Raw genomic sequence first — 26,464 nt, 5'->3', positions numbered from 1 at the left:
GCAGCCGCCTCGGCAGACATCCGGGCGGGATGCTGGCCGACACGAAACGACCCCGCACGCTCCTGCGTGCGGGGTCGTTTTAGTTGAACACGTGACGGCGGACTAGAAGTCCCAGTCCTCATCCTCAGTATTAACCGCCTTGCCAATCACGTAGCTCGAACCGGACCCCGAGAAGAAGTCGTGGTTCTCATCCGCATTGGGCGACAGGGCCGACAGGATCGCCGGGTTCACGTCGGTCACGGAGGCCGGGAACATTGCCTCATAGCCTAGGTTCATCAGGGCCTTGTTGGCGTTGTAGTGCAGGAACTTCTTGACGTCCTCAGCCAGGCCGACGCCGTCGTACAGGTCGTGCGTGTACTGGACCTCGTTCTCGTACAGCTCGAAGAGCAGCTCGAAGGTGTAGTCCTTGATTTCCTGGCGGCGCTCCTCGGTGACCCTCTCCAGGCCTTTCTGGAACTTGTAGCCGATGTAGTAGCCGTGCACGGCCTCGTCGCGGATGATCAGGCGGATCAGGTCGGCCGTGTTCGTCAGCTTGGCCCGCGAGGACCAGTACATCGGCAGGTAGAAGCCGGAGTAGAACAGGAAGCTCTCCAGCAGGGTGGAAGCCACCTTGCGCTTCAGGGGATCATCGCCCTGGTAGTAGTCCATGACGATCTGGGCCTTCTTCTGAAGGTTCTCGTTTTCGGTGGACCAGCGGAACGCCTCGTCGATCTCCTTGGTGGAGGCCAGCGTGGAGAAGATGGAGGAGTAGCTCTTGGCGTGCACGGACTCCATGAAGGCGATGTTCGTGTAGACGGCCTCTTCGTGCGGGGTCAGCGCGTCCGGGATCAGCGAGACGGCGCCGACGGTGCCCTGGATGGTGTCCAGCAGGGTCAGGCCGGTGAACACGCGCATGGTGAGCTGCTGTTCGGCCGGCGTCAGGGTGTTCCACGACTGCACGTCGTTGGACAGCGGCACCTTCTCCGGCAGCCAGAAGTTGTTGACCAGGCGGTTCCAGACATCCACGTCCTTGTCGTCCTGGATGCGGTTCCAGTTGATCGCCTCGACGTGGCTCAGCAGCTTGACCTTTTCGGTCATGTCATCCCCTAAAAGTTTGGGTTGGTTCTTAGTTAAAGCGTACGACGGCGGGCGGGCGCCCGCCGTCGTACTGTCACGATTTAGTTGAAGCTACAGCATGCAGCTGACGCAGCCCTCTACCTCGGTCCCTTCCAGCGCGAGCTGGCGGAGACGGATGTAGTAGATGGTCTTGATGCCCTTCTTCCAGGCGTAGATCTGGGCCTTGTTGATGTCGCGGGTGGTGGCGGTGTCCTTGAAGAACAGCGTCAGGGACAGACCCTGGTCCACGTGCTGCGTGGCGGCGGCGTAGGTGTCGATGACCTTCTCGTAGCCGATCTCGTACGCGTCCTGGTAGTACTCCAGGTTGTCGTTCGTCAGGTACGGCGCCGGGTAGTACACGCGGCCCAGCTTGCCTTCCTTGCGAATCTCGATCTTGGACGCCACCGGGTGGATCGAGGAGGTGGAGTTGTTGATGTAGGAGATCGAACCGGTCGGCGGAACAGCCTGCAGGTTCTGGTTGTAGATGCCGTGCTCCATGACCGAAGCCTTGAGCTCGCGCCAGTCATCCTGGGTGGGGATGTGGATGTTCTTGAACAGCTCCGCGACCTTGGCGGTCTGCGGCACCCATTCCTGCTCGGTGTACTTGTCGAAGAACTCGCCGGAAGCGTACTTGGACTTCTCGAAGCCGCCGAACGTCTGGCCGGTCTGGATGGCCAGCAGGTTGGAGGCGCGGACGGCGTGGAACACCACCGAGTAGAAGTAGATGTTGGTGAAGTCCAGGCCCTCTTCGGAGCCGTAGTGGACCCGCTCGCGGGCAAGGTAGCCGTGCAGGTTCATCTGGCCGAGGCCGATCGCGTGGCTCTGGTCGTTGCCGCGGGCGATCGAGGGCACCGAGGTGATGTTGGACATGTCCGAGACGGCCGAGAGGGACCGGATGGCTGTCTCGATGGTCAGGCCGAAGTCCGGCGAGTCCATGGTCTTGGCAATGTTCAGCGAGCCCAGGTTGCAGGAGATGTCCTTGCCGGTCTGGTCGTAGGACAGGTCATCGTGGTACGTGGTGGGCTGGCTGACCTGGAGGATCTCCGAGCACAGGTTGGACATGATGATCTTGCCGTCGATCGGGTTTTCCCGGTTCACGGTGTCCTCGAACATGATGTACGGGTAGCCGGATTCGAACTGGATCTCGGCGAGGGTCTGGAAGAACTCGCGGGCCTTGATCTTGGTCTTCTTGATCCGGGAATCGTCCACCATCTCGTAGTACTTCTCGGTGACCGAAACGTCGGAGAACGGCATGCCGTAGACCTTTTCGACGTCGTACGGGGAGAAGAGGTACATGTCCTCGTCCCGCTTGGCGAGCTCGAAGGTGATGTCCGGGATCACGACGCCGAGCGAGAGGGTTTTGATGCGGATCTTCTCGTCCGCGTTCTCGCGCTTGGTGTCCAGGAAGCGGTAGATGTCCGGGTGGTGCGCGTGCAGGTACACGGCACCGGCGCCCTGGCGGGCACCGAGCTGGTTGGCGTAGGAGAAGCTGTCTTCGAGGAGCTTCATCACGGGGATGACGCCGGAGGACTGGTTCTCGATCTGCTTGATCGGGGCGCCGACCTCGCGGATGTTGGTCAGCGCGAAGGCCACGCCGCCGCCGCGCTTGGACAGCTGCAGGGCGGAGTTGATGGACCGGCCGATCGACTCCATGTTGTCTTCGATGCGGAGCAGGAAGCAGGAGACCAGCTCGCCGCGCTGCTTCTTGCCGGCGTTCAGGAACGTCGGGGTGGCCGGCTGGAAGCGGCCCTCGATGATCTCGTCCACCATCTGCGTGGCGAGCTTCTCGTCACCGCGGGCCAGGTGCAGGGCCACCATGCAGACGCGGTCCTCGTAGCGCTCCAGGAAGCGCTTTCCGTCGAACGTCTTAAGGGTGTAGGAGGTGTAAAACTTGAACGCGCCCAGGAAGGTCTCGAAGCGGAACTTCTTCTTGTATGCGCGGTTGAAGAGCTCGCGGATGAAGTTCATCGTGTACTGGTCGAGGGTTTCCCGCTCGTAGTACTCGTTCTTCACGAGGTAGTCGAGTTTTTCCTCGAGGTCGTGGAAGAACACGGTGTTGTTGTTCACGTGCTGCAGGAAGTACTGGTGCGCGGCCTCGCGGTCGGCCTCGAACTGGATCTCGCCGCTGGGACCATACAGGTTCAGCATCGCGTTGAGCTCGTGGTAGCCCAGGCCCTTGTAGGCGGCGGGCATCTCGGGCTTCTTCTTAAGTTCGACGGCGGCAGCCGTGCCAGTGCCGGTGTGCAAGCCTGCGCCCTCAGTTACTGCGGTGTCTGCGACAGTCGTGTCCAAAACTTTTCCAATCCTTCTTGTACACGGGAGACGTCTTCCGGCGTGCCCATGAGTTCGAACCTGTATAGGTGGGGGACGCTGCATTTTGCGGCGATGATCTCCCCAGCCATGCAGTAGTTGTCCCCGAAATTCGTGTTGCCTGCGCCGATCACACCTCGGATCAGCCTCCGGTTGCCGGGGTGGTTCAAGAACCTGATGACCTGTTTGGGAACAGATCCCTCTCCCCCGGTGCCGCCATAGGTCGGCACCACCAGCACGTAGGGCTCCCGGGCCACCAGCGGCTCGTCCCTCGGGTAGAGCGGGAGCCTGGCGGCGTCGATTCCCAGCTTCGCAACGAAGCGTGCCGTGTTTTCGGAGGTGGAGGAAAAGTAGATGAGGCGGCAGTTTGTTGTGTTGATAGGCGGCGTTGTGTTGACCGGCGCCTTGGCGGCGGGCGTCGCGGCTGCTGCCGCGCTGCCGTTTCCTGCGGCCGGCGGTGCGTCCGCCATTGCCAGTAGGGCCATGGGAGTGGTCACCTCATCTACCGTGAAATCCTGCCTGGTAGCGGCGTCCTGAGCGTTGCAGACTGCAGCGCGTTTCAGGCCACAGCGACGGCGGCGGCCTGCGCCAGTTCTTCGATCTTGTCCGGGCGGAAACCGGACCAGTGATCCTGGTCGGTGACGACAACGGGGGCCTGCATGTAGCCCAGGGACTTCAGGCGCTCAAGGGCCTCTGCATCCTGGGAGATGTCAACGCTCTGGTAGGCGATGCCCTTCTTGTCCAGCGCGCGGTAGGTCGCGTTGCACTGAACGCAGGCCGGCTTCGTGTAAACCGTAACGGTCATGGTCCTAGTCCCCTTTGTTGAAAGTTCTCTTCGGAGCGCTTCCCCGGCTCCGACCGTCCCGCGCTGATGCTCTGCTGGAACTGTATGTCGATACTACATGTAGTGCAAGAGCCTCACGCGGACCCCAAGATGATGTATTACAAGTATGTCATTTCATGCACCGTTAATCCACAGGAAGGCGCCCTCCAAATGTCCGGATTTCAGCCATTTTCGCGGACGAAATCCACACCCTGTGGAGTAGTTAGCCACATTAATCACTCCCGCGTGTCGCACCTTGGACGGCGTGTCGTGCCCTCCCGCGCAGGGGCCTGATCGTGGCGCGGGACACTACATCTGGTGTCCGGGCGCACGAAGGGGCACACGAAAGAGGCGGACACCGCGGTGTCCGCCTCAATCGATCGTGATTGGTCTTACACCCCTAGTTGAAGGGGGCGCAGTTGAAGGGGGCCTAGTTGAAGGGGGTCGGCCGGTTGCACAGGATCTGGTCCACGCCCATGCGGGCCTCGGCGAAACTGCGCAGCGCGCCCGCGAGGTACAGCCGCCACACGCGGACGATTTCCTGACCCATCATCGCAACGCGGCGTCGTGGTTCTCCTCGAACCGGCCGTACCAGGCCTCTAGCGTGCGGACGTAGTCCCGGCGCATGCCCTGCACCCCCTCGATCTCGAAGCCGGCGCCTTCAAGGAAGCCCAGCGTCTCCCCCACCGGGCGCATGTGCATGTCCGGGGCGATGAAGGACTCAATGAACGGGCCGCCGCCGGGGTGTTTGCCGTGGCGGGACATCTGCTGGACCAGGACCCGGCCGCCGGGCCTGACGTTGTGGAAGAGAGCTGCCGTGTAGACGGGATAGTTGCGCTGGCCGACGTGCTCGCCCATCTCCAGGGAGGCGACAGCGTCGAACGGTCCGTCCGGGATCTCGCGGTAGTCCTGGACCCGGATCTCCACCCGGCCCTCGAGTCCGCGCTGCTTGATGCGGGCATCGATGAAGGCCTTCTGCTCCGCGGAGAGGGTGACCCCGACGACGTCGACGCCGTAGTGCTGCGCCGCGTGCAGGCTCAGCGAACCCCAGCCGCAGCCGACGTCGAGCATCCGCATGCCGGGCACCAGTCCGATCTTCTGGCAGACCAGGTCCAGCTTGTCCCGCTGCGCGTCCTCGAGCCCGTAGCCGGGAGCGGAGTCGGTCCAGTAGCCGCTGGAGTAGGCCATTTGCGGGTCCAGGATCAGGGCGTAGAAGTCGTTGCTGAGATCGTAGTGGTGGCTGATGGCCGCCCGGTCCCGGAGCAGGCTGTGCAGCCGGCCCTTCACCCGCGCCTGGCTGGCCGGCGGCTGGGGCGGGGCGCCCAGGGCCCCGGCATCCTTGGCGATCCGCGCGACGCCGGCCAGCAGTGCGGGCGTGGGGCGGATGCCGGTGAGGCCGCGGTCCCGGACCACTTTCCACAGGTGCTGCAGGGTGGAGTTGAGGTCGCCGTCGACGTCGAGCTCACCGGTGACGTAGGCCTGGGCGGCGCCCAGCTCCCCCGGCGCCCAGAGCAGGCGGCGGATGGCGTCCGGCGAGTTCAGGCGCACCACCGGCGCGCCGGACGGTCCCGCCTCGCTGCCGTCCCAAGCGAGCAGCCGCACGGGCAGCTCCCCGCCGACGACGGGCCGCAGGACGTCGGCAATGGTGTCCGCGAGCGCCGCCGTCACGCGCTTGCCCCCTCGGCGGCGGTGCTGTTGGCGACGGTGCTGTTGGCGGCGACGCCGTTGGCGGCGGCACTCTTCGGAAAAGCGTGGTCGAGCACGATCTGTTGCACGTCGAGGTAGCCGGTCTCGAATCCGGCCCGGCAGTAGCAGAGGTAGAACAGCCACATCCGCTGGAAGACGGCGTCAAAGCCCATGGCCCCGACCTCGTCCGCGCGGCCCATGAACCGTTCCTCCCAGAGCCGCAGGGTCTGGGCGTAGTGCTCGCCCATGGCGAGGCGTTCGCGGACACGCAGTCCGGTCTGCTTCTCGGTGACGTCCTCGATGGCCCGGACAGAGGGAATGAGCCCGCCGGGGAAGATGTACTTGTGCACCCAGGTGTAGCCGGTACGGGTGGCCATCAGCCGGTCGTGGGAGATCGTGATGGCCTGGATGGCCACCTTGCCGCCGGGGGCCAGGACGCGCTCGATGGTCTGGAAGTACGTGGCCCAGTATTCGAAGCCGACCGCCTCGATCATTTCGACCGAGACGATGGCGTCATACTCGCCCTCGACGGCGCGGTAGTCCTTGAGCTCGATGGTGACGGCGTCCGCGTAGCCGGCGTCGGCCACGCGCTGCCGGGCCAATTCCTGCTGCTCGCTGGAGAGGGTCACTGAGTAGACCGTGGCGCCGCGGGCGGCGGCGCGCAAAGCCAGCTCCCCCCAGCCGGTGCCGATTTCCAGGACGCGGGTGCCTTCCCTGACGCCCGCCTTGTCCAGCAGACGGTCGATCTTGGCCTGCTGGGCGTCGGCCAGGCCGTCCCAGGCCACGGTCCGGAGCGCGTCGCCGCTTTCCGGGAAGAGGGCGCTGGAGTACGTCATGGTGCTGTCAAGGAAGGTGGCGAAGAGCTCGTTGGAGAGGTCGTAGTGCCTCGAGATGTTGGAGCGGGTGTTCTTTTCGGTGTTGCGTTCCCTGCGTGGCTGGCGCGGCAGGTACAGGGCGCGCAGTTTCTGCAGCGGCTCCGGCACGAGCGTCCCCACCCGCGCGGCGAAAACCTCCATGACGGCGGTGATGTCATCGGCGTCCCAGTCGCCGGCCATGAAGGACTCACCCAGGCCGATCAGTCCGCCATCGCCGAGCCGGGCGGCGAACGCTTCTGGCCGGTTGATGGTCATGACGGGGTAGGCGGTGCCCGCGGGAGCCAGGTCCGACGCTTCTCTGCCCAACGTTGCGTTGCCCACGGCTGCTTTGCCCAGGACCGTGCCGTCCGGGTAGCGGACGGCCAGCGGCAGGCTCCGGACGGCGGCCCTGAAGATGGCGTCTGCGACGCGTCCGGCTACGCGGGCCTTAAGGCTCGACGGCACGGCCGCGACGCTGGGCCAGATGGCCGCGTCGATGGTGACGGGTGGCCCCGGAACTGTATAGGGAACAGTGCAGGGAACTGTGAACGGCATTGTGCTGACATCTGGGCTGACATCAGTGCTGACATCGGTGGTGCCCTGGGCCCGTCCCGTACCGGATCCGGTCGCTTCGGTCATTGTCACTGAACTGCCTCCTGTGAAGGGTGGTGTGGTCTCTTGATGATGGGCAGGCGGCGCGCCCACAGCCTGATGCCCTGCCAGCGGATCTGCGCCGCGACGCGCAGCGGGGCGAGGGGTACCGCGAGCGCCGCGGACGCGATGTTCCGTGGGGTCGCTTCCCGGCGGACGCCGTCCATGGTGGCGATGAAGGGCTGGTGCCCCTCCCGCTCCAGGACAATCGATACGGCCAGCCGTTCCCCGGGTTCGGGGAGTTTCATGCGGTACTGGCCGTCGACGTCGTTGAACGGCGAGACGTAAAACTCCTTCGAAACGCTCGCCCGGCCGGCGCTGTCCGTTTCAAGGAGATAGCAGTGCCGCTGCCCGTAGGTGTTGTGGACCTCCGCGATGACACAGCGCAGGTTCCCCGCGGCGTCATGGCACCAGAACACGCTGAGCGGGTTGAAGACGTGCCCGAACACCCGGGCGCTGGCGAGCATGGTGATGCGTCCGCCGTCGAGCCCGATTCCCTGGAGGTCAAGGTAGCGTTCCACGTTGCCGCGCAGGGTGCCGTCCGGGTCGCCGAGGTGGTCCTCCACCCGGAAGCCGGCCAGCGGCCGGAGCGGGCGCGGCAGCTGCGGGAGCCGGTCGACGTCGACATACCAGCTGTAGCTCCGATAGGTGAAGGCGTTGCGCAGCGGAGTGCGCCGCACATGGGAGATCGACGTGCGGTAGATGGCCGCGGGGACTGGGGCGGCGGCGCTCATGGTACCTCCGCGGCGGCGGGCTGGAGGTCCTGGGGGCCGGATCCTGAGGCAGGGCCGCTGGCGGCCGTGAGCCGGTCCCAGTCGCGTCCCAGCCGGGCGGCAGCTTTGAGGCCGGACAAGGCGCCGTCCTCGTGGAATCCCCAGCCGTGGTAGGCGCCTGCGAAGGCCAGCCGCCCGTCGCCGAGCCCGAGGATCCGTTCCTGGGCCTTCAGCGACTCCGGCGTGTACTGGGGGTGCTCGTAGACCATCCGGTCCAGAACGGCGGCGTCGCCAATCAGTTCCGATTCGCCGAGGCTGACGATGTACCGGCCCCCGTCCACGGGCTCCAGCCGCTGCAGCCGGGTCATGTCGTAGCTGACCAGGACCTTGTCCGGGCGCGCGTCGCAGGAGGGCAGCCGGTAATTCCAGGAGGCCTGGGCGTTGGGGCTGGCGGGCAGCAGGGCGGGGTCCCGATGGAAGATCGTGTGGTTGACCGAGTACGGCATGCCGCCCAGTGCGTCCTCTTCGGCGGGCGAGGCATCGGCGAGCATGCGCAGGGCTTGCTCGGGGTGGGTGGCAATCACGACGGCGTCGAAGGTCTCCGTGAGCGTCACGGCACCCCGTGCAGGCGTACCCGGGGCGGACGTACCCCGGGCGGACGTGACGTCGACGCCGTCGGCGTGCCGGTGCACCTCGGTGACGGGGCTGGCGAGCCGGATGTCCGGCAGCGTTCCGGCAACCTTGTCGACGTAGGTGCGCGAGCCGCCGGTAACCGTGCGCCACTGCGGCGAGCCCTTGACGCCAAGCAGGCCATGGTGGCCCAGGAATGTGAACAGGTAGCGGGCGGGATAGGCCAGCGCGGTGGTGGGATCGCAGGACCAGACGGCGCTGACCACGGGGGTCATGAAGTGCGCGATGAAGTAGCTGCTGAACCTCTCCCGGGCCAGGAACTCCCCCAGGGTGAGATCTTCGCCGGGCGCGCCCTCCGCGAGCAGGGCCCGGGCCCGGCGGTGGAACCGGGCGACTTCCAGCAGCATCCGCAGGTAGCGGCCGCGCAGCAAGGTGGACGGCCGGGGAATGATGCCGCTCGCGTTGGGCCGGGCGCCGGCGTATTCCAGGCCGCAGCCGTCGCAGCGGACGGACATGCTCATTTCCGAGTCCTGGGTTTCGACGCCGAGTTCCGCGAACAGGCGCAGCAGCGTGGGGTAGGTCCGTTCGTTGTGAACGATGAAGCCGGTGTCCACACCCAGGGTGGGGCCGCCGTCCTGTGGAACGTCGTGAGTATGGGCGTGGCCGCCAAGCCGGGAGTCCGCCTCGAAGAGGGTTACCCGGTCCTCCCGGTTCAGCACGTACGCGGCGGTCAGCCCCGCCACACCACTGCCAATGACGGCCACGCGCCGGCCCGCCGGAATCCCTGCTGCTTGCGACACTGATCTGCTCCTGTTGCCTCGCCCAAAACGTCTTATGGGCGATTCGAAGCCGCCGGGCCGCCGGATGAGTAAGACTTCGGCATTCTTCAGATCGGCTGCTTGGGCAGCTGTGGCGATCTGTGCCGGCGGATATGCCAGAATGAAGCGGGATTTCCGGTCCCCCTCCGGCGGACCAGCTACCAGGCGAAGGGCAGCCCTTGATCAACCCCGTTCATCTGCGGACCCTCGTGGAAGTCATCCGGCTCGGATCGTTTGCGGCCGCAGCGGCGCGCCTGGGCTACACGGCCTCGGCCGTCTCCCAGCAAATGTCGGCGCTGGAACGTGACACGGGCGTCACCTTGTTCCAGCGGGCGGCCCGCAGCATCCAGCCGACGGAAGCCGCCGTCGTCATGACGCGGCACGCGGCCAAGGTGCTCACCGACATTGAAGCGCTCATGGCCGCCGCCTCACGGGCGGAGGACAGCACCAGCCAGGAACTGCGGCTTGGCATCTTCCCGAGTCTGGCCACCTATGTGCTCCCGCCGATCCTGCAGAATCCGGCGTGGAAGAAGCTCGGGATCGACCTGCGGGTCTCGGTCGCGGAACCGGCCCAGACCATCATGGGCCTGCGGACCGGGGGCGAGCTGGATGTGGCTCTCGTGTATCAGGTGGGGCAGTCCGGCCTCGCGTGGCCGCACACCGTGGACCGGCAATGGATCGGTGACGACAACTTCCGGGTGGTGCTGCCGGCGGCTTGGGGTATCCGTACGGATTCCAAGATCGCCGCGACGCATCTGTCCGACATGCCCTGGATCATGCACCACCCGGGCACGTCCGACGCCACCGTGATCGAACGGCTCTTCGCCAGCTGCAACTTGCACCCCCGCGTGGTGGCCTACAGCGACGACTTCCACGCGAGCCTGGAGATGGCGGCCGCCGGGCTCGGCGCCGCCCTGGTCCCCGAGCTCGCCCTGCTGCACCGGCCGGCCGGCGTAGTGGTGCTCGATGTCCCGGAGATCCGGCTGGCCCGGAATGTTTTTGCCCTGCTGATCAACGAGAAGCGGACGGCTCAGGTCCAGCTCTTCGTGGATCTGCTGGCCGAGACGATGCACCGGCTCGGGACCGCGCGGAAGGACTGAGGCGGAAACGCCGAGCCGACAGGGCTGGGGAACTGGTACGGCGGCGGGGTTCCCATGCCGAGCGCGATCGATAAGGATGGTCCCCATGAGAGCAACCTATTCAGCTTCCCGACCCGTCGCCTCTGACCGCAGGGACGTCATCGACGCCGCCGTCCGCGCCGCCACCGAGGAACTCCGCGAAACGCTTCACAGCCACGGGATCGACGTCAGTTTTGACGAGCTCGCCCAGCTGGGCCACTCGGAGTCCTGGGACGATGAAGGCCAACGGTGGGTTAACGTCGACTGGGAAGGCGCTGAGGCCGGCTAGCACCGGCCGACCGCCGACGCCGTCATCGCTGGCGACCGGTGCTGGCGCCGGCGAAGCCGGAGAAAACCTTGCCAATGCTGGAATGGTCCGGTTTTCAGGACTATGTTGAAGATATGAACAAGGTAGCGAGCAAGCACTTCGGCGAAGTCGAGCTCAACCACGGAAGAGACCATAATCTCACCGCCACCCATGAACTGGCGGGCCAGACCGTGGAGCTTGACCTCAATGTCAATGCGCATGACCATTTCGACGAAGCGGCCATGCATAAGGTTGACTACCGATTGCGCTTCCTGCCCGAACTCGTGGACCAGGTCCGCGAAATGATCGCCGAGGAACTGGAGCAGGAAGGCACCAGCCCGCAGGAATACCGGCACTTCCATTGCAACGCGATCAAGAACGAACACCTCAGGAAGGTCTTCGGCGTCGAGGACAAGAGCCAGCTCACCGACGAGGTCTTCCTCAAGGCCCTCAAACTGGGCCACGTGGGCATCTACCCCGGCCAGCCCGAACGCTACTTCGTCCTGGACTTCACGCTGGGCCAGCACTTCACCGACGAGGTCCTGGTCGCCTCCGCGGATGAGGACGGCGTCGTCGACGACGAAATCCTCTGGGAGTCCTAACACCCCAGCGGGTGCTCCGTTGCGGCCCGCATTAACGTCGACGGGCGGCGGTCACCATCAGGTGACCGGCCGCCCGTTCGCTCGCTTCGCAGTTTCACTCGCTTCTCAGGGCCGGCGCGGTAGACCGCGCCAGCCCTTAAGCCTCTGCGAGCTCTCTTATTTAGGCACGTATTACTTGGCTTCCTGCAGCAGTCCGGCGCGGACCGTCTTGGTGGCCGTGACCAGGTTGCGCAGGGACTCTTCGGTCTCGGCGTAGCCTCGGGTCTTCAGGCCGCAGTCCGGGTTGACCCAGAGCTGGCGGGACGGGACGTGCTTGACCGCGGTGCTGAGCAGCTCCGTGACTTCCTGCTCACCCGGCACGCGCGGCGAGTGGATGTCGTACACGCCCGGACCAACGCCGCGGCCGAAGCCGTGGGACTCGAGGTCGTGGACAACCTCCATGCGGGAGCGGGCGGCCTCGATCGAGGTCACGTCGGCGTCGAGGCCGTCGATCGCGTCGATGATCACGCCGAACTCTGAGTAGCACAGGTGGGTGTGGATCTGTGTGGCGTCAGCTGCACCGGCGGTGGCCAGGCGGAAGGAGTTGACGGACCAGTCCAGGTACGCGGCCTGGTCGGCCTTGCGCAGCGGAAGCAGTTCGCGCAGGGCCGGCTCGTCAACCTGGATGATTTTGATGCCGGCAGCTTCGAGGTCGGCGATCTCGTCGCGCAGCGCCAGGCCCACCTGGTTGGCCGTCTCGCCGAGGGGTTGGTCATCGCGCACGAAGGACCAGGCCAGGATGGTGACCGGACCGGTGAGCATGCCCTTCATCGGCTTGTTGGTCAGTGACTGGGCGTACTTGGCCCATTCCACCGTGATCGGCGCGCTGCGGGTGACGTCGCCCCAGAGGATCGACGGGCGGGTGCAGCGGGAGCCATAGGACTGGACCCAGCCGTGGACCGTGACGTCGAAGCCTTCCAGGTTCTCGGCGAAGTACTGGACCATGTCGTTGCGCTCGGGCTCGCCGTGCACCAGAACGTCGTAGCCGAGCTCTTCCTGGAGCTCCACAACGCGCTTGATCTCGTCCTTCATGAGCTGCTCGTACTGCTCGTTGGTCAGGTCGCCCTTGTTGTTGCGGGCGCGGGCCGAACGGATTTCGGCGGTCTGCGGGAAGGAGCCGATGGTGGTGGTGGGCAGCGGCGGCAGGTGCAGCGCTGCTTCTTGGGCGGCTTCGCGGACCGAGTACTCGGAGCGGTTGAAGTCGGCCGGGGTCAGGACCTCGATGCGGGCGCGGACCTCGGCGCGGCGGACACCCTCGGCTTCAGCGCGGGAGGCGATGATGCGGCTGGCCTCGTCGATGGCAGGCTGGACATCCCTTGACTGAACACCAGTCGCGGCGTCGGTCAGAAGCCCGGCCAGGGTGACAACCTCAACGGTCTTCTGGTCGGCGAAAGCCAGCCAGCTGCGCAGCTGCTCGGACAGCTGGACCTCCTCGTCAACGTCGTGCGGGACGTGCTGTGTGGAGGTGGAGGTGCTGATGGCGAGCGTAGCCACGGACTTCTGCAGCTCGGCGATCTTCTTCGCGGAGGCCGCGAGGTCGTTGCGCCAGATGTTGTGGCCGTCCACGACGCCGGCGACGAGGGTCTTGTTGCCGAGCGCGACCAGGGCCGCGGCGGAGGGAACCGCGCCCTTGAAGACGTCCAAGTGCAGGGCGTCGATGCCGGTGGCGGCCAGGGTGCCGAGCAGTCCGTCGAGCGCACCGTAGGGGGTGGAGACAAACAGCTGCGGGCGCGGGGCCGCGGCGGAGAGGACTTCGTAGGAGCGGGCGACGGCGGCCTGGATCTCCTGCACGGAGGTTTCCTGGTCCACGACGAGGGCGGGCTCGTCGAGCTGCACCCAGCCGGCACCGGCGGCGGCCAGCTTCTGCAGCAGTGCGGTGTAGACGGGAAGGATGTCCTCGAGGCGGGACAGCGGGCTGAAGCCGGCCGGGGCGTCGTCCGAGGCCTTGCTCAGCAGGAGGAAGGTGACCGGACCGACGATGTATGGGCGGGTCTGCACACCGTTGGCCAGGGCGTACTCGAATTCCTCGACAATGCGGTTGGAGGTCAGGGCGAAGTTGGTCTCCGGGCCGATTTCCGGCACCAGGTAGTGGTAGTTGGTGTCGAACCACTTGGTCATTTCCAGCGGCTGCTGGTCCTTGTTGCCGCGGGCGAGGGTGAAGTAGCCGTCGATGTCCAGCTGGCCCTCGGCGTTCAGGAGGTTACCGAAGCGGGCCGGCACGGCGCCGAGGTGGGCAGCGGCGTCGAGCACCTGGTCGTAGTAGGAGAAGGTGCCGGGAACGGCGGCAGCCTCGGTCAGGCCCAGGCCCTGGAGGCGCTTGGCGGTGCCGAGCTGGATCTCCTTGGCGGCAGCGTCCAGGGCTGCGGCGTCGATCTTGCCCGCCCAGTAGGCCTCGACGGCCTTCTTGAGTTCGCGGCGACGGCCGATGCGCGGGTAGCCCAGGATCGAGGCGGACGGGAAAGCGCTGCTGCTGGGGGAAGTGAGCTGGTCAGTCATGGGAAGTCCTTGAAGTTGTCGTTGACAGAAGGCGAAGTGAGGTGATGGGTCAGCTGGCGAGCTGGCCGGTGGCTGCGTGCCGGGAGGCGTCGATGCGGGCACCGCTGTTCCGGTTGCCGCTATGCCTGCCGGTTCGCGGCCGGGGCAGGGCGAGCTTGTCCAGCACGTCCAGGGCAGCGGCGTGCTCATTGAACGTGTAGAGGTGTAGGCCGGGGGCGCCGGCGTCCAGGGCGGCGTTTGCCAGATCTACGGTGGCGCTGACGCCGATCCGGATGCGTTCGGCGTCGGTATCGGCGGCCGCGAGGCGTTCGATGAGTTCCGGTTGCGGTTCCACGCCGGTCAGTTCGGCCAGGCGGGCCAGCCGGCGGAGGCTGGTCAGGGGCATGACGCCGGGGATGATCGGTATGGTCACACCTGCCCGTCGTGCCCGGGTCAGGAGGTCGGCGTACTGTTCGGTGTGGAAGAAGACCTGGGTGATGGCGAAGTCGGCGCCTGAGCGCTGCTTGGCCATCAGGACCTCGACGTCGTGCGCCTCACTCGGCGATTCCGGGTGTCGGGTCGGGTAGGCGGCGACGCCGACGGCGACTTTACCGGCGCACAGCAGGGCCGAGCGGCGCTGCTCCACGCGGCGGATCAGTTCGATCAGGTCCTGTGCATACCGCAGCGAACCTTCCGGCGGCGCGCCGCCGTCCTTGGGCTGGTCGCCGCGCAGGGCCAGGATGCCGCGCACCCCGACGTCGAGCAGCTCGCCGATGATCTCCGCCAGTTCCTGCGGAGAGTTCCCGACGCAGGTCAGGTGGGCCAAGGGCCGGAGCGTGGTTTCCTGCACGAGCCGGTTGATGAGCTCGATGGCGGTGCCGTGGTTGGATCCGCTGGAGCCGTAGGTCACGGAGACATAGTCCGGGTCCGTGGCTTCAAGTTCCCCGATAGTGGTCCAGAGTGATTCGGCGGCCGCGGGCGACCGTGGCGGAAACAGCTCGTAGGACAGCGCAACGGGAGCCGCGCCGGCAAGGTTGGGATGGGCGTCGATAAGGCTTGGTGGTGACATTTGCGTCCTTGGCTGTGAACACTGACGTCTTTAAACCGGAAATGCGAAAGAGCCGTCAATGAATTGAGTTTGGGGAACACGGAGGGAACTTCATCAGGGCGCAGCCGCGACTGTTACGCCTGATCCAAAGTTGTCCGTGAGCAAATGTCAGGCCCACATGGGGGCACCCACACCCTCCTGGACCGTCCCGGGGACGGCCTTCAGCGGAGGATCGCTGACACGTTACTGAGGTAACTTGTATAAGACTCTAAGGCTCTGCGCCCGGGGCCTTCAAGTCGGCCGCCAAATTAAGACGCATCTTTACGGCTTTTTGCAGGTGTCGGCAGAATAATGTTCGCCGAGGCGGCCGTTTTCATTATCGAACTTCCTGAGGGTGGACCGGCACGGCCCCTCCCCCTTACGCCGGCTCAGGACTATTCTGTTGCCATGATTCAGCTTCCAGCCAGTTACCAGGAGTACCTCGCCGGCAAGAGCGAGAGTTTCATCAACGCCATCCGGCCGGTCCTCATGCAGTCTGCTGCCGACCGGTTGCACGGGGTCCGGGTGGTCTTCCATCCGCACGACCACCAGGCCCACCTGGATGACAGCATTCCCTATGGGACTGTGGTGGAGGATATCGACTAACGGCACGCCAGCAGGGCAGCCGGGCAGCCCGTGAGCAAAAGGCTAGCCCTCGAGCAAGAGCCGCTGCGAGCGCGGAGCCAGGGTGTGCTCCAGAACCAGGCTGGCCGCCCCGATGGCGCCGACGTCCTCACCCACGCCGGTGCCGACGACGTCGATCGGGTGGATCTGCCGGGTGGCACTGTTCTCGCGGACGATGCCGGGAACCAGTTTCAGGTACCGTCCCGACAGGCCGCTCCAGAACGGTCCGCCGAAGACGACGCGGTCCACGTCGAGGGCGTTGATAATGACCGAAACGGCCCGGGCCACCAGCACGGCCGAGCGGTCGAGGATTCTGGTGGCGCGGTCGTCGCCGTCGTAGGCGAGGGCGCAGAGTTTGTTAAAGCTGTCCTGGACCGCGGGGCCATTGGTGTCCTGGTGCGACCCGTCGAGCACCCCCGCTTCCACTGCTTGCGCGACGAGGACCTGCGGGATGCAGGTGGACTTCACGCAGCCGGTAAGGCCGCAGTCGCACGGTGCCCCTCCCGGGTCCACCACGATGTGCCCGATTTCGCCGGCGTTTCCGGACGTGCCGCGCACCACCTCATCGTTGAGAACGATGCCGCAGCCGATGCCCGTACCCATGTACATGAAGATGAAACTGCCGGCGCCGCTCGGGCCGCCGGCCCAGGTTTCGGCGACGGCGGCGCTGGTGACGTCCTTGTCCACCAGGACGAAAAGTCCGGTGGCGCGCGCCAGGGCGTCGCGCAGCGGGACGCGGTCCCAGCCGGGCAGCAGTGGCGGGTCCACCACTGTGCCTGCCTCGAGGTCGATCGGGCCCGGCGATGCGACGCCAATCCCGGCGACCCGGGCCGGGTCCACTCCTGAGTCGGCGACGAGCCGTGTGATTTGGGCGGCGATGGTGTCGATGACGGCGCCGGGGTCCGCACCGGAGGGCGTCATGGTGCTCGTGTGCTTGACCACCGAGCCCACGAGGTCCAGGACGACGAACGTGGTCACGGCGGGGTCCAGGTGGACGCCGACTGCGTACATGCCGGAGGCGTTGAGGCGCAGCATGGTCCGCGGCTTGCCCGGACCGCTGCCTTCCTTGCCGGCCTCGACAATCAGGTTCTGGTCCAGGAGGCGGCGCGAGATATTGGAGATTGTCTGCGGGGATAGCCCGACGATTTGGGCCAGCTCCACCCGGCTGAGGCCGCCCGGTGCCCGCCTGATGGCATCAAGAATGACGGTGAGGTTGAAGTCGCCCATCCTGGGCAGGTTGGTCCCTCGCCTTGGCGAAGGTTGCCGGATCTCGGTCACTGCTACCTCTAAACGTCTTCGGCCGCGCACAGTTGATCTCAGAATGTTACGTTACGCGCAACCTGGTTCAGACACACCCGGGCTTCACCTGGATGCAGGACCGGTCCGCGGGCGCCGGGTGCTGGCCGTCACGGTGAATTTCGGGTTCCTGCCGACCTCGCGGGTGGGCCCGATCAGCCGTTCCAGTGCCGACCGGTAGTGCAGGTGGCTGTTGAAAACCGTCCAGAGCTCCCCGCCGGGGGCCAGGACCCGGCCGGCTGCTTCGAACAACTTGATTCCCGCCCCGGCGTGGACGGCGGCCTCCAGATGGAAGGGCGGGTTGAGCAGGATCAGCTCCGCGCTCCCCTCGGGCAGTGTGCTCATGGCGTCGTCCTGCAGGACGTCGATCCGACCGGCGAGCCCGTTGGCCTGTGCCGTGGCGAGGGCTGAGACGACGGCGGCGGCGGACCGGTCCGTGGCGGTGACCCGGGCGGCGGGGTTGTTGCGCGCGTACATGGCGGCCAGGATTCCGGTGCCGCAGCCCAGGTCGACGGCGCGGGCGGCGTGGGGCATGTGCGGCAAGAACTCCAGCAGGAACCGGGTCCCGATGTCCAGCGCGGTGCCGGCGAAGACGGCGCCGCGGGCGCAGACCGTCAGGCCGAGCTCCTCGTTGAACTCAGTGACAGGGAACGGTGGCGTCGCGGGGACCGGCTTGGGCCGCCGGGCCAGCAGGAGCCGTGATTTCTGCCGGGCGAGCTGGGGTTGGACGTCGTTGAAATACCGCGCCAGGACGGCGTTCATGCCAAGGCTCATATGTTTGACCCGTCCGCCGGCCAGCAGCACGACGTCGGGTGCCGCGTACCGGGCCACGGCGTCGGCGATTTCCTCCAGCTCGGCGAGGGACCGGGGCAGCTGCAGCAGTACCAGGGAAGCACCCTCCAAGAGTGCCGCGCCCAAGGGGAGCTGTTCAAACCCTGCGTCGATGGCCAGGGCTTTGGCGTTGACCAGTCTTTGGGCGTTGGCCCTAAGCGCCCGCTCCCCCGTCACCAGGTCCTGGTGGACCCGGACGGCGGACGCCCCAAGCGTCAGGGCACCGAGTGTTAGTGCCCCGTACCGGTCCCCCACCACCGCGAGCCGTCCTCCGGGCTGGAGCAAGCCGGCCGCGTGCGACTCAAGGGCAGTGTCCAGCAGGAGTTTGTCTGTGGCGTCCCAGGCCTGGAGGTTGGCGGCCTCAACGTCCGGGAATCGTCTCAGCCGGGCAAAGAGTGATTCGAAGTTGGTGTCCGCCACGCGCGATGTGCCGCCGTTTCTTCTCAGGCTTCGGTAATTAGCAGGGCGTGCAGGACGGTTGTGAGGCGGGTTTGTCCGTCACTGGGTGCTGCACGCAACGCTTTACGTTATCCCGAACCGGCCAACCGTGCAGCGATTCCCGCAACGGCGGGCCGGGCGGCACTGTGGGCTAGGTGATTTTAGTGCCGGCTGCCGCGGACCAGGTGATCCGTCCTCCCTGATAGTTCTGGGCGACGCTGCCGCCGCCGATGGGGAACTCGTTGCTGGTGGGGTAGCCGAGCCGTCCGTTTTCGTAGCCTTGAGCGCCCCAGGCGGTGCGGATTCCTCCCCAGGTGGCGAATGCTCCAACGCCCGGGGCGTAATGGATAGTGCCGCCCTGGAACCTCTGGTAGCAACCGCCGTTGCGCAACCCGCAGTTTTCCTTGCCAACCGGGTACCCGAGCTTGCCGTGTTCGTAGCCCACCGCCCCCCAAGCGGTCCGGATGCCTCCCCAGGTGGCGAACGCCCCTACGCCCGGGGCGTAGTGGATAGTGCCGCCCTGGAATCCCTGGTAGCAGCCGCCGTCGCGCAACCCGCAGATTTCCTTGCCCACCGGATACCCGAGTTTGCCGTTCTCGGTGCCCACCGCGCGCCACGCGGTCCGTATGCCGCCCCAGGTGGGGAACGCCCCGACGCCCGGGGCATAGTGGATAGTGCCGCCCTGGAACCTCTGATAGCAGCCACCTTTAACCAGGCCGCAGACTTCCTTCCCGGTGGGGTAGCCGAGTTTGCCGTTCTCGGTGCCCACCGCGCGCCACGCGGTCCGTATGCCTCCCCAGGTGGCGAACGCCCCGACGCCCGGGGCGTAGTGAACAGCGCCGGCCTGGAATCTCTGATAGCAGCCATCCTTGACCAGGCCGCAAATGATTGCTGATGTGGACGATCCGAGGGCAGGTTGCGCGGCCGCCGCTGCCTTGATCGCCGTAGTGGCCGCCGGCGGGACCGTCCCGCCCCCGCCGCCCCCACCAGCGCCCGGGAGCGCACCCGGTACCGGTCCCGGAGTTTCGGAGCCGCTGTTGACGATCACATCGTCGACATAAATGTCGCCCATCTGCTCATCGTGTTCAGCCCCGAGCTGTACTTTGTCGAATCGGGTTGCACTGATGTTGACCGTTTGGGCAAACACCGACTTGTCGTCCCACCAAATCTGCACCCCGGTGGCCGCCCCTTTGGGGACGACGTGCACCACCAGATGATGCCAGGTGCCCAAAGCAACAGTTGGCACCAAGGTGGAGTAGACGAACCCCTGCGGGCCCGTCGTCCGGAGCACCAGTTCATGGGTCGCATTGTCCCGGAAGACATCGGCATACCTGATACCGCTGAAGAAGAAGCGGAAATACGGAACGTTGTTCCCCGCCACACCCTGCTTGGTGATATTGAACCAGCCGTCCGCGTAAGCCTCCTTCATCCCGGACGCCAGCCCGACGGACATGTTGGCGATTGAGCCATTGTCCTGGGTGGCATGCAGATATGCCGAGCAGCCCGGAGAGTGCGCAAAATCCGAGGAGACCGACACTGTACCGGTGACCGCGGTGAACGGGACGAACGGCGACAGGGTACCCGACTCAAAATTCGTGGCAGCCGCCGTGGTCCCGGGATAGGGATCGGCGGGCGCGGGGGTGCCCGATGCGCAGGCGGCGGGCGCTGCTACAGCCGGCACGCCGTCGAAAGCGATCGAACCCGCCAGCGGTATGCCGAGCGCAATTGCCAGAAACAGTCGAAAAAGTCTTCTCATTGATCTGCCCTCCCGTGTCCTGATCTGTTGTTCAGCTCCCGGTATACAGGCGGCGCCATCCCCAATGCTGAATAGTGCGTGGGCTACCCTGCTTGGACCGCAACCCCGGAGCCCGCACCATTGGGGGCTTACCCACCGATGCCCTCACACCGAAGCATCGGCCAGGCGCGCCGCATCGAAGTGCGGCTGTAATCAAGGGATGGTCTGTTGGCACATTGAGAGACCCGCTTCCGACAGCCAAGCTGCACCAGGCAACTAGTAATGACCCCGACCCTAAAGGCCCGGACCTTACGGCACACGAGTAGCCAGTACTCGATTTCTGGCATCAGCCACGTGGCTGGCACTTGAGTGGCCTAGCGGCTGCCCACGGGCGAGGATGGCCGGGATGGCGGTGCCGGCACGTGGCGCTGCACCGCAACGCCTTACGTTATCGCGAACCGGCCAGCAGGGTGACGATTCCCGCGACGGCGGAGCGGCCGGCGCGGTTGGCGCCGATGGTGGACGAGGACGGCCCGTAGCCCACGAGGTGCACCCGTGGTTCCGCAGCGACCCGCGTACCGTCCATCGCGATGCCGCCGCCCGGTCCGCGCAAGTGCAGCGGGGCGAGGTGCTCGAGTTCGGCCCGGAAGCCTGTCGCCCAGAGGATCACCCCCGCGGCCAGGAAGCTGCCGTCGGCCATCCGGACGCCGTCGGGCTCGATCGCAGTGAACATGGGGTGCCGGTCAAGGACGCCGCGCGCTGCCGCGGCGCGGAGGTCCGGCGTCCAGATCAGTCCTGTGGCGGAGACGACGCTTTGCGGCGGGAGGCCCTGGCGCACGCGCTGCTCCACGAGAGCGACCGCGTCGTGGCCGGCCTGCCGGTCGAAGGCGGCGTCGCGCCAGACCGGTTCCCTGCGGGTGAACCACGTGGTGCTTGTGACCAAGGAAATCTCATCGAGGAGCCCAACGGCCGAGATCCCGCCGCCGACCACGATCACATGCCGGCCGCGGAATTCCTCGGCGGATACGTAGTCGGCCACGTGCAGCTGCCGGCCGCGGAAGCTCGCTTGACCCGGATAGATGGGCCAGAACGGTCGGGTCCATGTGCCGGTGGCATTGATGACGGCGCGGGCGGACCACTGCCCGCGGGAGGTTGTGATGTTCAGCCGCCCGTCGGGGTGTCTGTCCTCACGGCGCACCGACCGCACTTTCACGGGCCTCTCGATCGCTAGCCCGAGGTCGTGTTCATACCCGCCGAAATAGCGGGTGAGGAAACTGGAGCTGGCCTCGGCAGGATCCACGGCGGGTTGCGGGCGGCCGGGCAGGTCGCTGATGCCGTTCACTGTGGCCATGAGAAGGCTCTTCCAGCGGTGCCGCCAGGCCCCGCCGGGGCCGGCCTCGGCGTCGAGCACGATGTACGTCCCGGCCGGCAGCCCATCCGGACCGGACCCTCCGCGCAGGCCGGTGCCCGCTGGAACGAACCCGCGGCGCTGAAGGTGGTAGGCCGCCGACAGTCCGGCCTGGCCCGCGCCGATCACGACGACGTCGGCGGTGCGCACCGCCTCCTGGCTAATGGTCCGGCCTCCACTCAGTTTTTTTGATCACGCTGGACGTGCAGGGCACCGGGCCGCGCTTAGAACGGGTTCAGCAGCCGGTCGACGAACTGCCGGGTGCGTTCCTCCCGCGGGTCGCGCAGCACGATATCCGGGTGCCCGCGTTCGACCACCACGCCGCCGTCCATGAAGATGACTTCGTCGGCCACCTGGCGGGCAAACGCGAGCTCGTGGGTGACCACCACCATGGTCCAGCCCTCCTCCGCCAGCTCCTTGATGACGGTCAGGACCTCGCCCACCAGCTCGGGATCCAGCGCCGAGGTGGGCTCGTCGAAGAGCAACAGCTGCGGGCGGAGGGCAAGGGCGCGGACGATGCCCACGCGCTGTTGCTGCCCGCCGGAGAGCTCGAAGGGGTAGCTGTTCTCCTTGCCGGCGAGCCCAACGCGCTTCAGCAGATCGCGGGCTTCCTGGATCGCCTCGGCCTTTGCCCGCTTCTGCACCTGGACCGGGCCTTCGATCACGTTCTCCAAAACGGTCTTGTGCGGGAAGAGGTTGTAGTGCTGGAACACCATGGCGCTGCGGTCGCGCAGACCGTACACCTGCTTCTTCGCCATCGGCGTGGAAAAGTCGACGGTCAGTTGCCCCGCGAATTCCGCGACGCCGGCGTCGGGCACTTCGAGTCCGTTGAGGCACCGCAGGACTGTCGTTTTGCCTGACCCGGAGGGGCCGATCAGCGTCACGACTTCTCCGCGGCGGACGTCCAGGTCGATGGATTTCAGCACTTCATGGTCGCCGAATGCTTTGCGGAGCCCCCGGACGGTCAGGAGGGCGTCCTCAGGAACGGCAGCGTCGGGCTGCGGGGAGTCAGTGGGCGACATAGCGGTCCAATCTCTTCTCCAGGGCGGACTGGCCGCCGGCGAGGACGAGGCAGATGACCCAGTAGATGACTGCCGCCTCGAGATACAGCAGCATGAACTCCTGGCTGAAGGCAGCCACCTGCTGCGCCTGGCGGAATAATTCGGTGACGAGGATCAGGGAAGCCAGTGAGGTGTCCTTGACCAGGCTGATGAAGGTGTTGGACAGCGGCGGGACCGACACCCGGGCGGCCTGCGGCAGGATGATCCGCACCAGGGTCTGCCGGCGCGACATCCCGATGGTGTGGCCGGCCTCCCACTGCCCCTTGGGGACGGACAAGATGGCGGCGCGGATGACCTCGGCCGCGTAGCCTCCCACGTTCAGGGAGAACGCTATGATCGCGCTGGGCCAGGGGCTGATGGTGATTCCGACGGAGGGAAGTCCGTAGAAGATGACAAACAACTGAACCAGGAGCGGGGTACCGCGGATGATCGAGATGTAGGTCCGCGCTATGGCGGAGACCAGGCGATTGCGGCTCAGCCGCATGAGGGCCACCAGCAGGGCCAGGATGAGGCCCAGACCGAACGAGGCCAGCGCCAAGGGTATGGTGCCGAAAATCGCGCCCGACAGGAGCGGGCCCAGCGACTCCCACACGAGTGCCCAGTTGACGGTCATGCCCGGACGCGACGTTTCTCGACGGCTCCCACGGTGCTACTTGGATACGTCAGCGTCAAAGTACTTCTGGGAAATCTTCGTCAGCGTGCCATCAGCCGCCAGTTCTCCGAGGGCCTTGTTCATGGCGTCGGTGAGACTGGTTGATCCCTTGCGCAGGGCGAGGGCGCTCAGCGATTTGTCCGTGGTCTCGGCGGCGACCTTGATGCCGGTGTCGTGGTCCGTCTTCTGGTAGTCCAGGTAAGTCAGTTTGTCGTTGATGGTTGCATCGACGCGGCCCTGTTTGAGTAGCGTGATCGCTTGCGCCCACCCCTCCACGTTCTCAATGTTGGCGCCGCTCTGCTGCGCCAGCTTGTACCAGTTGCTCGTCAAGGACTGCGCAGTGGTCTTGCCCTTCAGGTCATCGAAGGAGTTGATGCTGCTGTTGTCGGCCTTGGTGACAATGACACCGGTGCTGACGGTGTACGGGGTGGAGAAATCGTACTTGGCCTTGCGTTCGTCCGTGATGGAAATCTGGTTCGCGACGACGTCGAAGCGTTTGGCGTCCAGGCCCGCAAAGATGGCGTCGAACTGCGTTTCCTGGAAGGCCGGCTTCACGCCCAGCTTCGCGGCGACCGCGTTGATGATCTCGACGTCGTACCCGGTGAGGTCACCGCTGCCGTTCTCGTGGAAACTAAACGGCCGGTACGTGCCTTCCGTGCCGACTTTGAGCACCCCCGCGCTCTTGACGTCGCTCAAGGAGGTGTCTGCGCCGGCCGCCGGAGCGGAGCTGGACGGACTGGTGGAGGCCGAGCCGCAACCCGTCAGGGCGAGTCCTGCCGCTGCAATTAGTCCGATAACGGAAAGTCCGGTGCGCTTCATGATGGCCCTTCGTCGTGGAGCCGCAAGGCCCCTCAGCTCGGCCGCAGAGCGGCCCTCTCCTAGCGACGATAGCAAGTTCCGGGCCATGGGTACTAAATTTTGGTACCGACTCAGCGGTACAAAAAAGGGAACCACCGCCTCCGGTGGTTCCCTTGTTTTGGTGGAGCTGAGGGGACTCGAACCCCTGACCCCCTGCATGCCATGCAGGTGCGCTACCAGCTGCGCCACAGCCCCTCATTTGCCCGGGAGTTAGGTCCTCCGTGAAGCAACCTGAATAGCCTAAACCACAATTGCCGCTTGCGCCAATCGGCGCGCTGATGCGTGCCGACCGCGGGATCGCCCGGGCAATCCGGGGGCGGGCGAGGCGGGCTAGCGGTCAGGGATCCGGCACAAAAAAATCCGCCGGAATCTTGCGATTCCGGCGGATCATCCGGTGGAGCTGAGGGGACTCGAACCCCTGACCCCCTGCATGCCATGCAGGTGCGCTACCAGCTGCGCCACAGCCCCAGATTTTCGCTGCTCCGGTCACGCCCGCAAGCGCAGATAATCCGGGATTTCCATCCGGATTTCTCCGGAGCAACTCAAATATCTTAGACCAGCCTGCCGAAAATTCCAAATCGGGCATATTCGCCCTGCCGGTCCTCTCGGTCCCCGGGATTGCTACTCCGTGTCGGTGCTGGCGGTGGCTTTGGCGGAGGCGTCATCACCGAGCTGGAGATCGACGACGGGGCAGTCCTTCCAGAGGCGCTCGAGGGCGTAGAAAACGCGGTCTTCCTCGTGCTGGACGTGGATGACGACGTTTGAGTAGTCCAGCAGCACCCAGCGCCCGCCGGAGCGGCCTTCGCGGCGGACGGGCTTCTGGTCAAACTTGGCGAGCTCGTCCTCGATGCCGTCTACGATCGCGTTGACCTGGCGTTCGCTCGGGGCCGAGGCAATCAGGAACACGTCCGCGAGGGCCAGCCGTTCGCTGACGTCCAGGGCCACGATGTCGTCGGCAAGCTTCTCCGAGGCAGCGCGGGCTGCGTGGCGGGCGGTAGTAATGGATGAATCGGTTGCAGTCACGGGACTCCTTGTGGTGATAAAGCTCTGAAGTGATGGAAATTCTGTAGTGATGCGTCCTTCGTGGAACGCTGTGGCGAAAGGCCCCATGGGCACGGAACCCACTGTTCCGGACGACAAACGGTAACGACCGGCTAGCGGGCCAGCCCTGTAACGATCAGCGTGATGCCGGCGATGAGGGCAACGACCCCCAGGACCAGGACGCCCACCTGGAGCATGCGCAGGCGCCGCGCCCGGCCCAAGCCGGCAGTGGCGGCGTCCAGGGGATCCAGGCCGTAGGCGGAATTCGCGGCGACGGGTTCCGCGGCAACGAAGCGCTCGTCCCCCTCCCCCGCGGCGACCGGCGCTGAACTTGCCGGCCGCACCGCTCCGGCCTTGGCGACAGCTTCCGCGCGGGCCAGGACGCCGGCCCGGCCGGCCGCCGGACCCGCAGCCCGTTGCCGGGACGGACCGGGCCTGCGGAGGCCGGGCTTGCGGGGCGAGTCCACGCGCGGACCGGGGTTGGTGGCAACCGGGACATACGACGTGGCAGGGCGCTTCATGACGGGCCGCTCCACGCCGGGAACCTTCTCAAATTCCAAGGGTGTAACCATGGCCAGGTTGTCAGCCGTGGCGGGATCATTGCGCGGGGCCGCGGGCTGGCTCGTTTGTTCCGCGAGCTTCTGCTTGGCGGCGGCACGGCGGTTCAGTACCGCGGCGCGCTCGGCCAAAGCGATCTGCTCGGCGAGGACGGCCGGATCAACGGCGTCGGGATCCGTGGCCGCGATGTGCTCCATCTTGGCCATCTGGTTCCGGGCCTGCTCCGCGAGGAGCTCCCGCGCGGCCAGCGCCTGCTCGACCGTCATGCCCTCCGGCGTCTTCCCGCCTGGCCCGACGCCGTCCTTCTGCGGGGCATCCTTGGATGCCGCGGCACCCGGGCTGCTGCGGGGCGCGTCCTTCTGCGGGGCATCTTTCCCGGCGGGCGAAACCACGGGCGTGGCCCGCGTCCGCGGGTTGGCCGGGACAATGGTGTTGGCCTGGGTGGCGGGCGCGGTTTCGGCTGCCAGCTGCAAAAGCCGCAGCTGGCGCCGCGTGGGCGGGCCTCCCTGCGCCAGGTGGCCTTCCTTCTCGGCCAGCTCCTTGATGGTTCGCAGCGCGGCACGGTCCCGGGCACGCACCTGCGAGGACCGTTCCGCGCCACGCACAGAGTCCACGGGAGCGTCCGCTACCCGACGGCTCCGGCCGGTGATTTCGGCCTCGGTCGGCTCTTCCGGTCGCCCAGTGTCCAGGCGTTCATCTCTGGCCTGCCGCAATTCGCGGCGGCTGCGGATGGGAGGCTGTTCCTGACTCATGG

General features: G+C 66.1%; 24 protein-coding genes and 2 tRNA genes. 4 read left to right on the top strand and 22 right to left on the bottom strand.

The annotated features are described in order from the left end of the window. Window positions 1-102 precede the first annotated feature (102 nt). The 9 genes from nrdF to BM372_RS06535 form a co-directional block, all read right to left on the bottom strand. The gene (gene nrdF / locus BM372_RS06570; protein WP_090953373.1) at window positions 103-1,077 is read right to left on the bottom strand and encodes a class 1b ribonucleoside-diphosphate reductase subunit beta; all 975 of its coding nucleotides are present in this window, start codon (window positions 1,075-1,077) and stop codon (window positions 103-105) included. 90 nt (window positions 1,078-1,167) lie between these two features. Then, window positions 1,168-3,288 (bottom strand): class 1b ribonucleoside-diphosphate reductase subunit alpha, encoded by a 2,121-nt coding sequence (gene nrdE, locus BM372_RS06565; RefSeq protein WP_090953763.1) that lies wholly within the window; start codon window positions 3,286-3,288, stop codon window positions 1,168-1,170. Between the two features lie 68 nt (window positions 3,289-3,356). Continuing rightward, the gene (nrdI, locus tag BM372_RS06560; RefSeq protein ID WP_177235918.1) at window positions 3,357-3,890 is read right to left on the bottom strand and encodes a class Ib ribonucleoside-diphosphate reductase assembly flavoprotein NrdI; all 534 of its coding nucleotides are present in this window, start codon (window positions 3,888-3,890) and stop codon (window positions 3,357-3,359) included. A gap of 74 nt (window positions 3,891-3,964) precedes the next feature. After that, window positions 3,965-4,210, bottom strand: a complete 246-nt coding sequence (gene nrdH / locus BM372_RS06555; RefSeq protein ID WP_018773329.1) for a glutaredoxin-like protein NrdH — start codon at window positions 4,208-4,210, stop codon at window positions 3,965-3,967. A gap of 448 nt (window positions 4,211-4,658) precedes the next feature. Continuing rightward, window positions 4,659-4,781, bottom strand: a complete 123-nt coding sequence (locus BM372_RS21230; protein WP_371261707.1) for a hypothetical protein — start codon at window positions 4,779-4,781, stop codon at window positions 4,659-4,661. After that, window positions 4,778-5,896 (bottom strand): SAM-dependent methyltransferase, encoded by a 1,119-nt coding sequence (locus tag BM372_RS06550; RefSeq protein WP_371261706.1) that lies wholly within the window; start codon window positions 5,894-5,896, stop codon window positions 4,778-4,780. The genes BM372_RS21230 and BM372_RS06550 overlap by 4 nt, the downstream gene beginning before the upstream one ends. After that, complete coding sequence (locus BM372_RS06545) at window positions 5,893-7,407, bottom strand: class I SAM-dependent methyltransferase (RefSeq protein ID WP_256214103.1); 1,515 nt, start codon at window positions 7,405-7,407, stop codon at window positions 5,893-5,895. The genes BM372_RS06550 and BM372_RS06545 overlap by 4 nt, the downstream gene beginning before the upstream one ends. Before the next feature lie 2 nt (window positions 7,408-7,409). Beyond that, window positions 7,410-8,153, bottom strand: a complete 744-nt coding sequence (locus BM372_RS06540) for a DUF1365 domain-containing protein (protein ID WP_090953371.1) — start codon at window positions 8,151-8,153, stop codon at window positions 7,410-7,412. Further along, window positions 8,150-9,562 carry an NAD(P)/FAD-dependent oxidoreductase gene (locus tag BM372_RS06535; protein WP_090953369.1) on the bottom strand — a complete coding sequence of 471 codons (1,413 nt, stop codon included), beginning with the start codon at window positions 9,560-9,562 and terminating at the stop codon, window positions 8,150-8,152. Before BM372_RS06535 ends, BM372_RS06540 begins: the two co-directional genes overlap by 4 nt. Before the next feature lie 197 nt (window positions 9,563-9,759). On the opposite strand from BM372_RS06535, the gene BM372_RS06530 reads away from it, so the two are divergent. The 3 genes from BM372_RS06530 (at window position 9,760) to BM372_RS06520 (ending at window position 11,607) form a co-directional block, all read left to right on the top strand. After that, a complete protein-coding gene (locus BM372_RS06530) occupies window positions 9,760-10,680 on the top strand; it encodes a LysR family transcriptional regulator (protein ID WP_090953367.1) in 921 nt (306 codons plus the stop codon). A gap of 85 nt (window positions 10,681-10,765) precedes the next feature. After that, window positions 10,766-10,987, top strand: coding sequence for a hypothetical protein (locus tag BM372_RS06525; RefSeq protein WP_090953365.1), 222 nt, complete (start codon window positions 10,766-10,768; stop codon window positions 10,985-10,987). A gap of 113 nt (window positions 10,988-11,100) precedes the next feature. Further along, window positions 11,101-11,607, top strand: coding sequence for a DUF2004 domain-containing protein (locus tag BM372_RS06520; RefSeq protein WP_090953759.1), 507 nt, complete (start codon window positions 11,101-11,103; stop codon window positions 11,605-11,607). Window positions 11,608-11,778: 171 nt separating this feature from the next. Here BM372_RS06520 and metE read toward each other — a convergent pair whose 3' ends face one another. After that, a complete protein-coding gene (metE, locus tag BM372_RS06515) occupies window positions 11,779-14,142 on the bottom strand; it encodes a 5-methyltetrahydropteroyltriglutamate--homocysteine S-methyltransferase (RefSeq protein ID WP_090953363.1) in 2,364 nt (787 codons plus the stop codon). A 49-nt stretch (window positions 14,143-14,191) separates the two neighbouring features. Then, entirely contained in the window at window positions 14,192-15,190 is a 999-nt protein-coding gene (locus tag BM372_RS06510; RefSeq protein ID WP_090953361.1) for a methylenetetrahydrofolate reductase, read from the bottom strand. Between the two features lie 426 nt (window positions 15,191-15,616). Between BM372_RS06510 and BM372_RS06505 the strand changes: the two genes are divergently transcribed. Next, a complete protein-coding gene (locus tag BM372_RS06505) occupies window positions 15,617-15,814 on the top strand; it encodes a hypothetical protein (protein WP_090953757.1) in 198 nt (65 codons plus the stop codon). Between the two features lie 42 nt (window positions 15,815-15,856). Here the strand turns inward: BM372_RS06505 and BM372_RS06500 are convergent, their stop codons facing one another. The 11 genes from BM372_RS06500 to BM372_RS06450 form a co-directional block, all read right to left on the bottom strand. Then, the gene (locus BM372_RS06500; RefSeq protein ID WP_090953359.1) at window positions 15,857-17,059 is read right to left on the bottom strand and encodes an ROK family transcriptional regulator; all 1,203 of its coding nucleotides are present in this window, start codon (window positions 17,057-17,059) and stop codon (window positions 15,857-15,859) included. Between the two features lie 135 nt (window positions 17,060-17,194). Continuing rightward, the gene (locus BM372_RS06495; RefSeq protein ID WP_090953357.1) at window positions 17,195-18,379 is read right to left on the bottom strand and encodes a class I SAM-dependent methyltransferase; all 1,185 of its coding nucleotides are present in this window, start codon (window positions 18,377-18,379) and stop codon (window positions 17,195-17,197) included. A 169-nt stretch (window positions 18,380-18,548) separates the two neighbouring features. Beyond that, window positions 18,549-20,153, bottom strand: a complete 1,605-nt coding sequence (locus tag BM372_RS06490) for an LGFP repeat-containing protein (RefSeq protein WP_090953355.1) — start codon at window positions 20,151-20,153, stop codon at window positions 18,549-18,551. 427 nt (window positions 20,154-20,580) lie between these two features. Beyond that, entirely contained in the window at window positions 20,581-21,690 is a 1,110-nt protein-coding gene (locus BM372_RS06485) for an NAD(P)/FAD-dependent oxidoreductase (protein WP_256214076.1), read from the bottom strand. Between the two features lie 74 nt (window positions 21,691-21,764). Continuing rightward, window positions 21,765-22,562: an amino acid ABC transporter ATP-binding protein gene (locus tag BM372_RS06480; RefSeq protein WP_090953351.1), complete on the bottom strand. Its 798-nt coding sequence runs from the start codon at window positions 22,560-22,562 to the stop codon at window positions 21,765-21,767. Beyond that, window positions 22,549-23,214: an amino acid ABC transporter permease gene (locus BM372_RS06475; RefSeq protein WP_090953349.1), complete on the bottom strand. Its 666-nt coding sequence runs from the start codon at window positions 23,212-23,214 to the stop codon at window positions 22,549-22,551. Before BM372_RS06475 ends, BM372_RS06480 begins: the two co-directional genes overlap by 14 nt. Window positions 23,215-23,250: 36 nt before the next feature. Beyond that, entirely contained in the window at window positions 23,251-24,072 is an 822-nt protein-coding gene (locus BM372_RS06470) for an amino acid ABC transporter substrate-binding protein (protein ID WP_177235917.1), read from the bottom strand. 158 nt (window positions 24,073-24,230) lie between these two features. Then, window positions 24,231-24,306 (bottom strand) — tRNA-Ala (locus BM372_RS06465). Window positions 24,307-24,506: 200 nt separating this feature from the next. Continuing rightward, a tRNA-Ala gene (locus tag BM372_RS06460) sits at window positions 24,507-24,579 on the bottom strand. A 153-nt stretch (window positions 24,580-24,732) separates the two neighbouring features. Continuing rightward, the gene (gene rsfS / locus BM372_RS06455) at window positions 24,733-25,134 is read right to left on the bottom strand and encodes a ribosome silencing factor (protein WP_090953345.1); all 402 of its coding nucleotides are present in this window, start codon (window positions 25,132-25,134) and stop codon (window positions 24,733-24,735) included. Between the two features lie 131 nt (window positions 25,135-25,265). Beyond that, a complete protein-coding gene (locus BM372_RS06450) occupies window positions 25,266-26,462 on the bottom strand; it encodes a hypothetical protein (RefSeq protein ID WP_090953343.1) in 1,197 nt (398 codons plus the stop codon). Window positions 26,463-26,464: the final 2 nt, after the last annotated feature.

This window comes from Arthrobacter sp. ov118 (assembly GCF_900116495.1).
Classification (GTDB): domain Bacteria; phylum Actinomycetota; class Actinomycetes; order Actinomycetales; family Micrococcaceae; genus Arthrobacter.
The sequence above is the reverse complement of the archived record's forward strand: the minus strand, read 5'-3'. Positions and strand labels throughout refer to the sequence as shown.

Bases quoted from the DNA above. Each gene is read 5' to 3' on its own strand.
- BM372_RS06490 (WP_090953355.1), bottom strand. From the start codon at position 20,153: ATGAGAAGACTTTTTCGACTGTTTCTGGCAATTGCGCTCGGCATACCG.
- BM372_RS06450 (WP_090953343.1), bottom strand. From the start codon at position 26,462: ATGAGTCAGGAACAGCCTCCCATCCGCAGCCGCCGCGAATTGCGGCAG.
- BM372_RS06520 (WP_090953759.1), top strand. From the start codon at position 11,101: ATGAACAAGGTAGCGAGCAAGCACTTCGGCGAAGTCGAGCTCAACCAC.
- BM372_RS21230 (WP_371261707.1), bottom strand. From the start codon at position 4,781: ATGATGGGTCAGGAAATCGTCCGCGTGTGGCGGCTGTACCTCGCGGGC.
- BM372_RS06540 (WP_090953371.1), bottom strand. From the start codon at position 8,153: ATGAGCGCCGCCGCCCCAGTCCCCGCGGCCATCTACCGCACGTCGATC.
- metE (WP_090953363.1), bottom strand. From the start codon at position 14,142: ATGACTGACCAGCTCACTTCCCCCAGCAGCAGCGCTTTCCCGTCCGCC.
- BM372_RS06545 (WP_256214103.1), bottom strand. From the start codon at position 7,407: ATGACCGAAGCGACCGGATCCGGTACGGGACGGGCCCAGGGCACCACC.
- BM372_RS06500 (WP_090953359.1), bottom strand. From the start codon at position 17,059: ATGGGCGACTTCAACCTCACCGTCATTCTTGATGCCATCAGGCGGGCA.
- nrdH (WP_018773329.1), bottom strand. From the start codon at position 4,210: ATGACCGTTACGGTTTACACGAAGCCGGCCTGCGTTCAGTGCAACGCG.
- nrdI (WP_177235918.1), bottom strand. From the start codon at position 3,890: ATGGCCCTACTGGCAATGGCGGACGCACCGCCGGCCGCAGGAAACGGC.
- BM372_RS06505 (WP_090953757.1), top strand. From the start codon at position 15,617: ATGATTCAGCTTCCAGCCAGTTACCAGGAGTACCTCGCCGGCAAGAGC.
- BM372_RS06475 (WP_090953349.1), bottom strand. From the start codon at position 23,214: ATGACCGTCAACTGGGCACTCGTGTGGGAGTCGCTGGGCCCGCTCCTG.
- nrdF (WP_090953373.1), bottom strand. From the start codon at position 1,077: ATGACCGAAAAGGTCAAGCTGCTGAGCCACGTCGAGGCGATCAACTGG.
- BM372_RS06525 (WP_090953365.1), top strand. From the start codon at position 10,766: ATGAGAGCAACCTATTCAGCTTCCCGACCCGTCGCCTCTGACCGCAGG.
- BM372_RS06510 (WP_090953361.1), bottom strand. From the start codon at position 15,190: ATGTCACCACCAAGCCTTATCGACGCCCATCCCAACCTTGCCGGCGCG.
- nrdE (WP_090953763.1), bottom strand. From the start codon at position 3,288: ATGCCCGCCGCCTACAAGGGCCTGGGCTACCACGAGCTCAACGCGATG.
- BM372_RS06470 (WP_177235917.1), bottom strand. From the start codon at position 24,072: ATGAAGCGCACCGGACTTTCCGTTATCGGACTAATTGCAGCGGCAGGA.
- BM372_RS06480 (WP_090953351.1), bottom strand. From the start codon at position 22,562: ATGTCGCCCACTGACTCCCCGCAGCCCGACGCTGCCGTTCCTGAGGAC.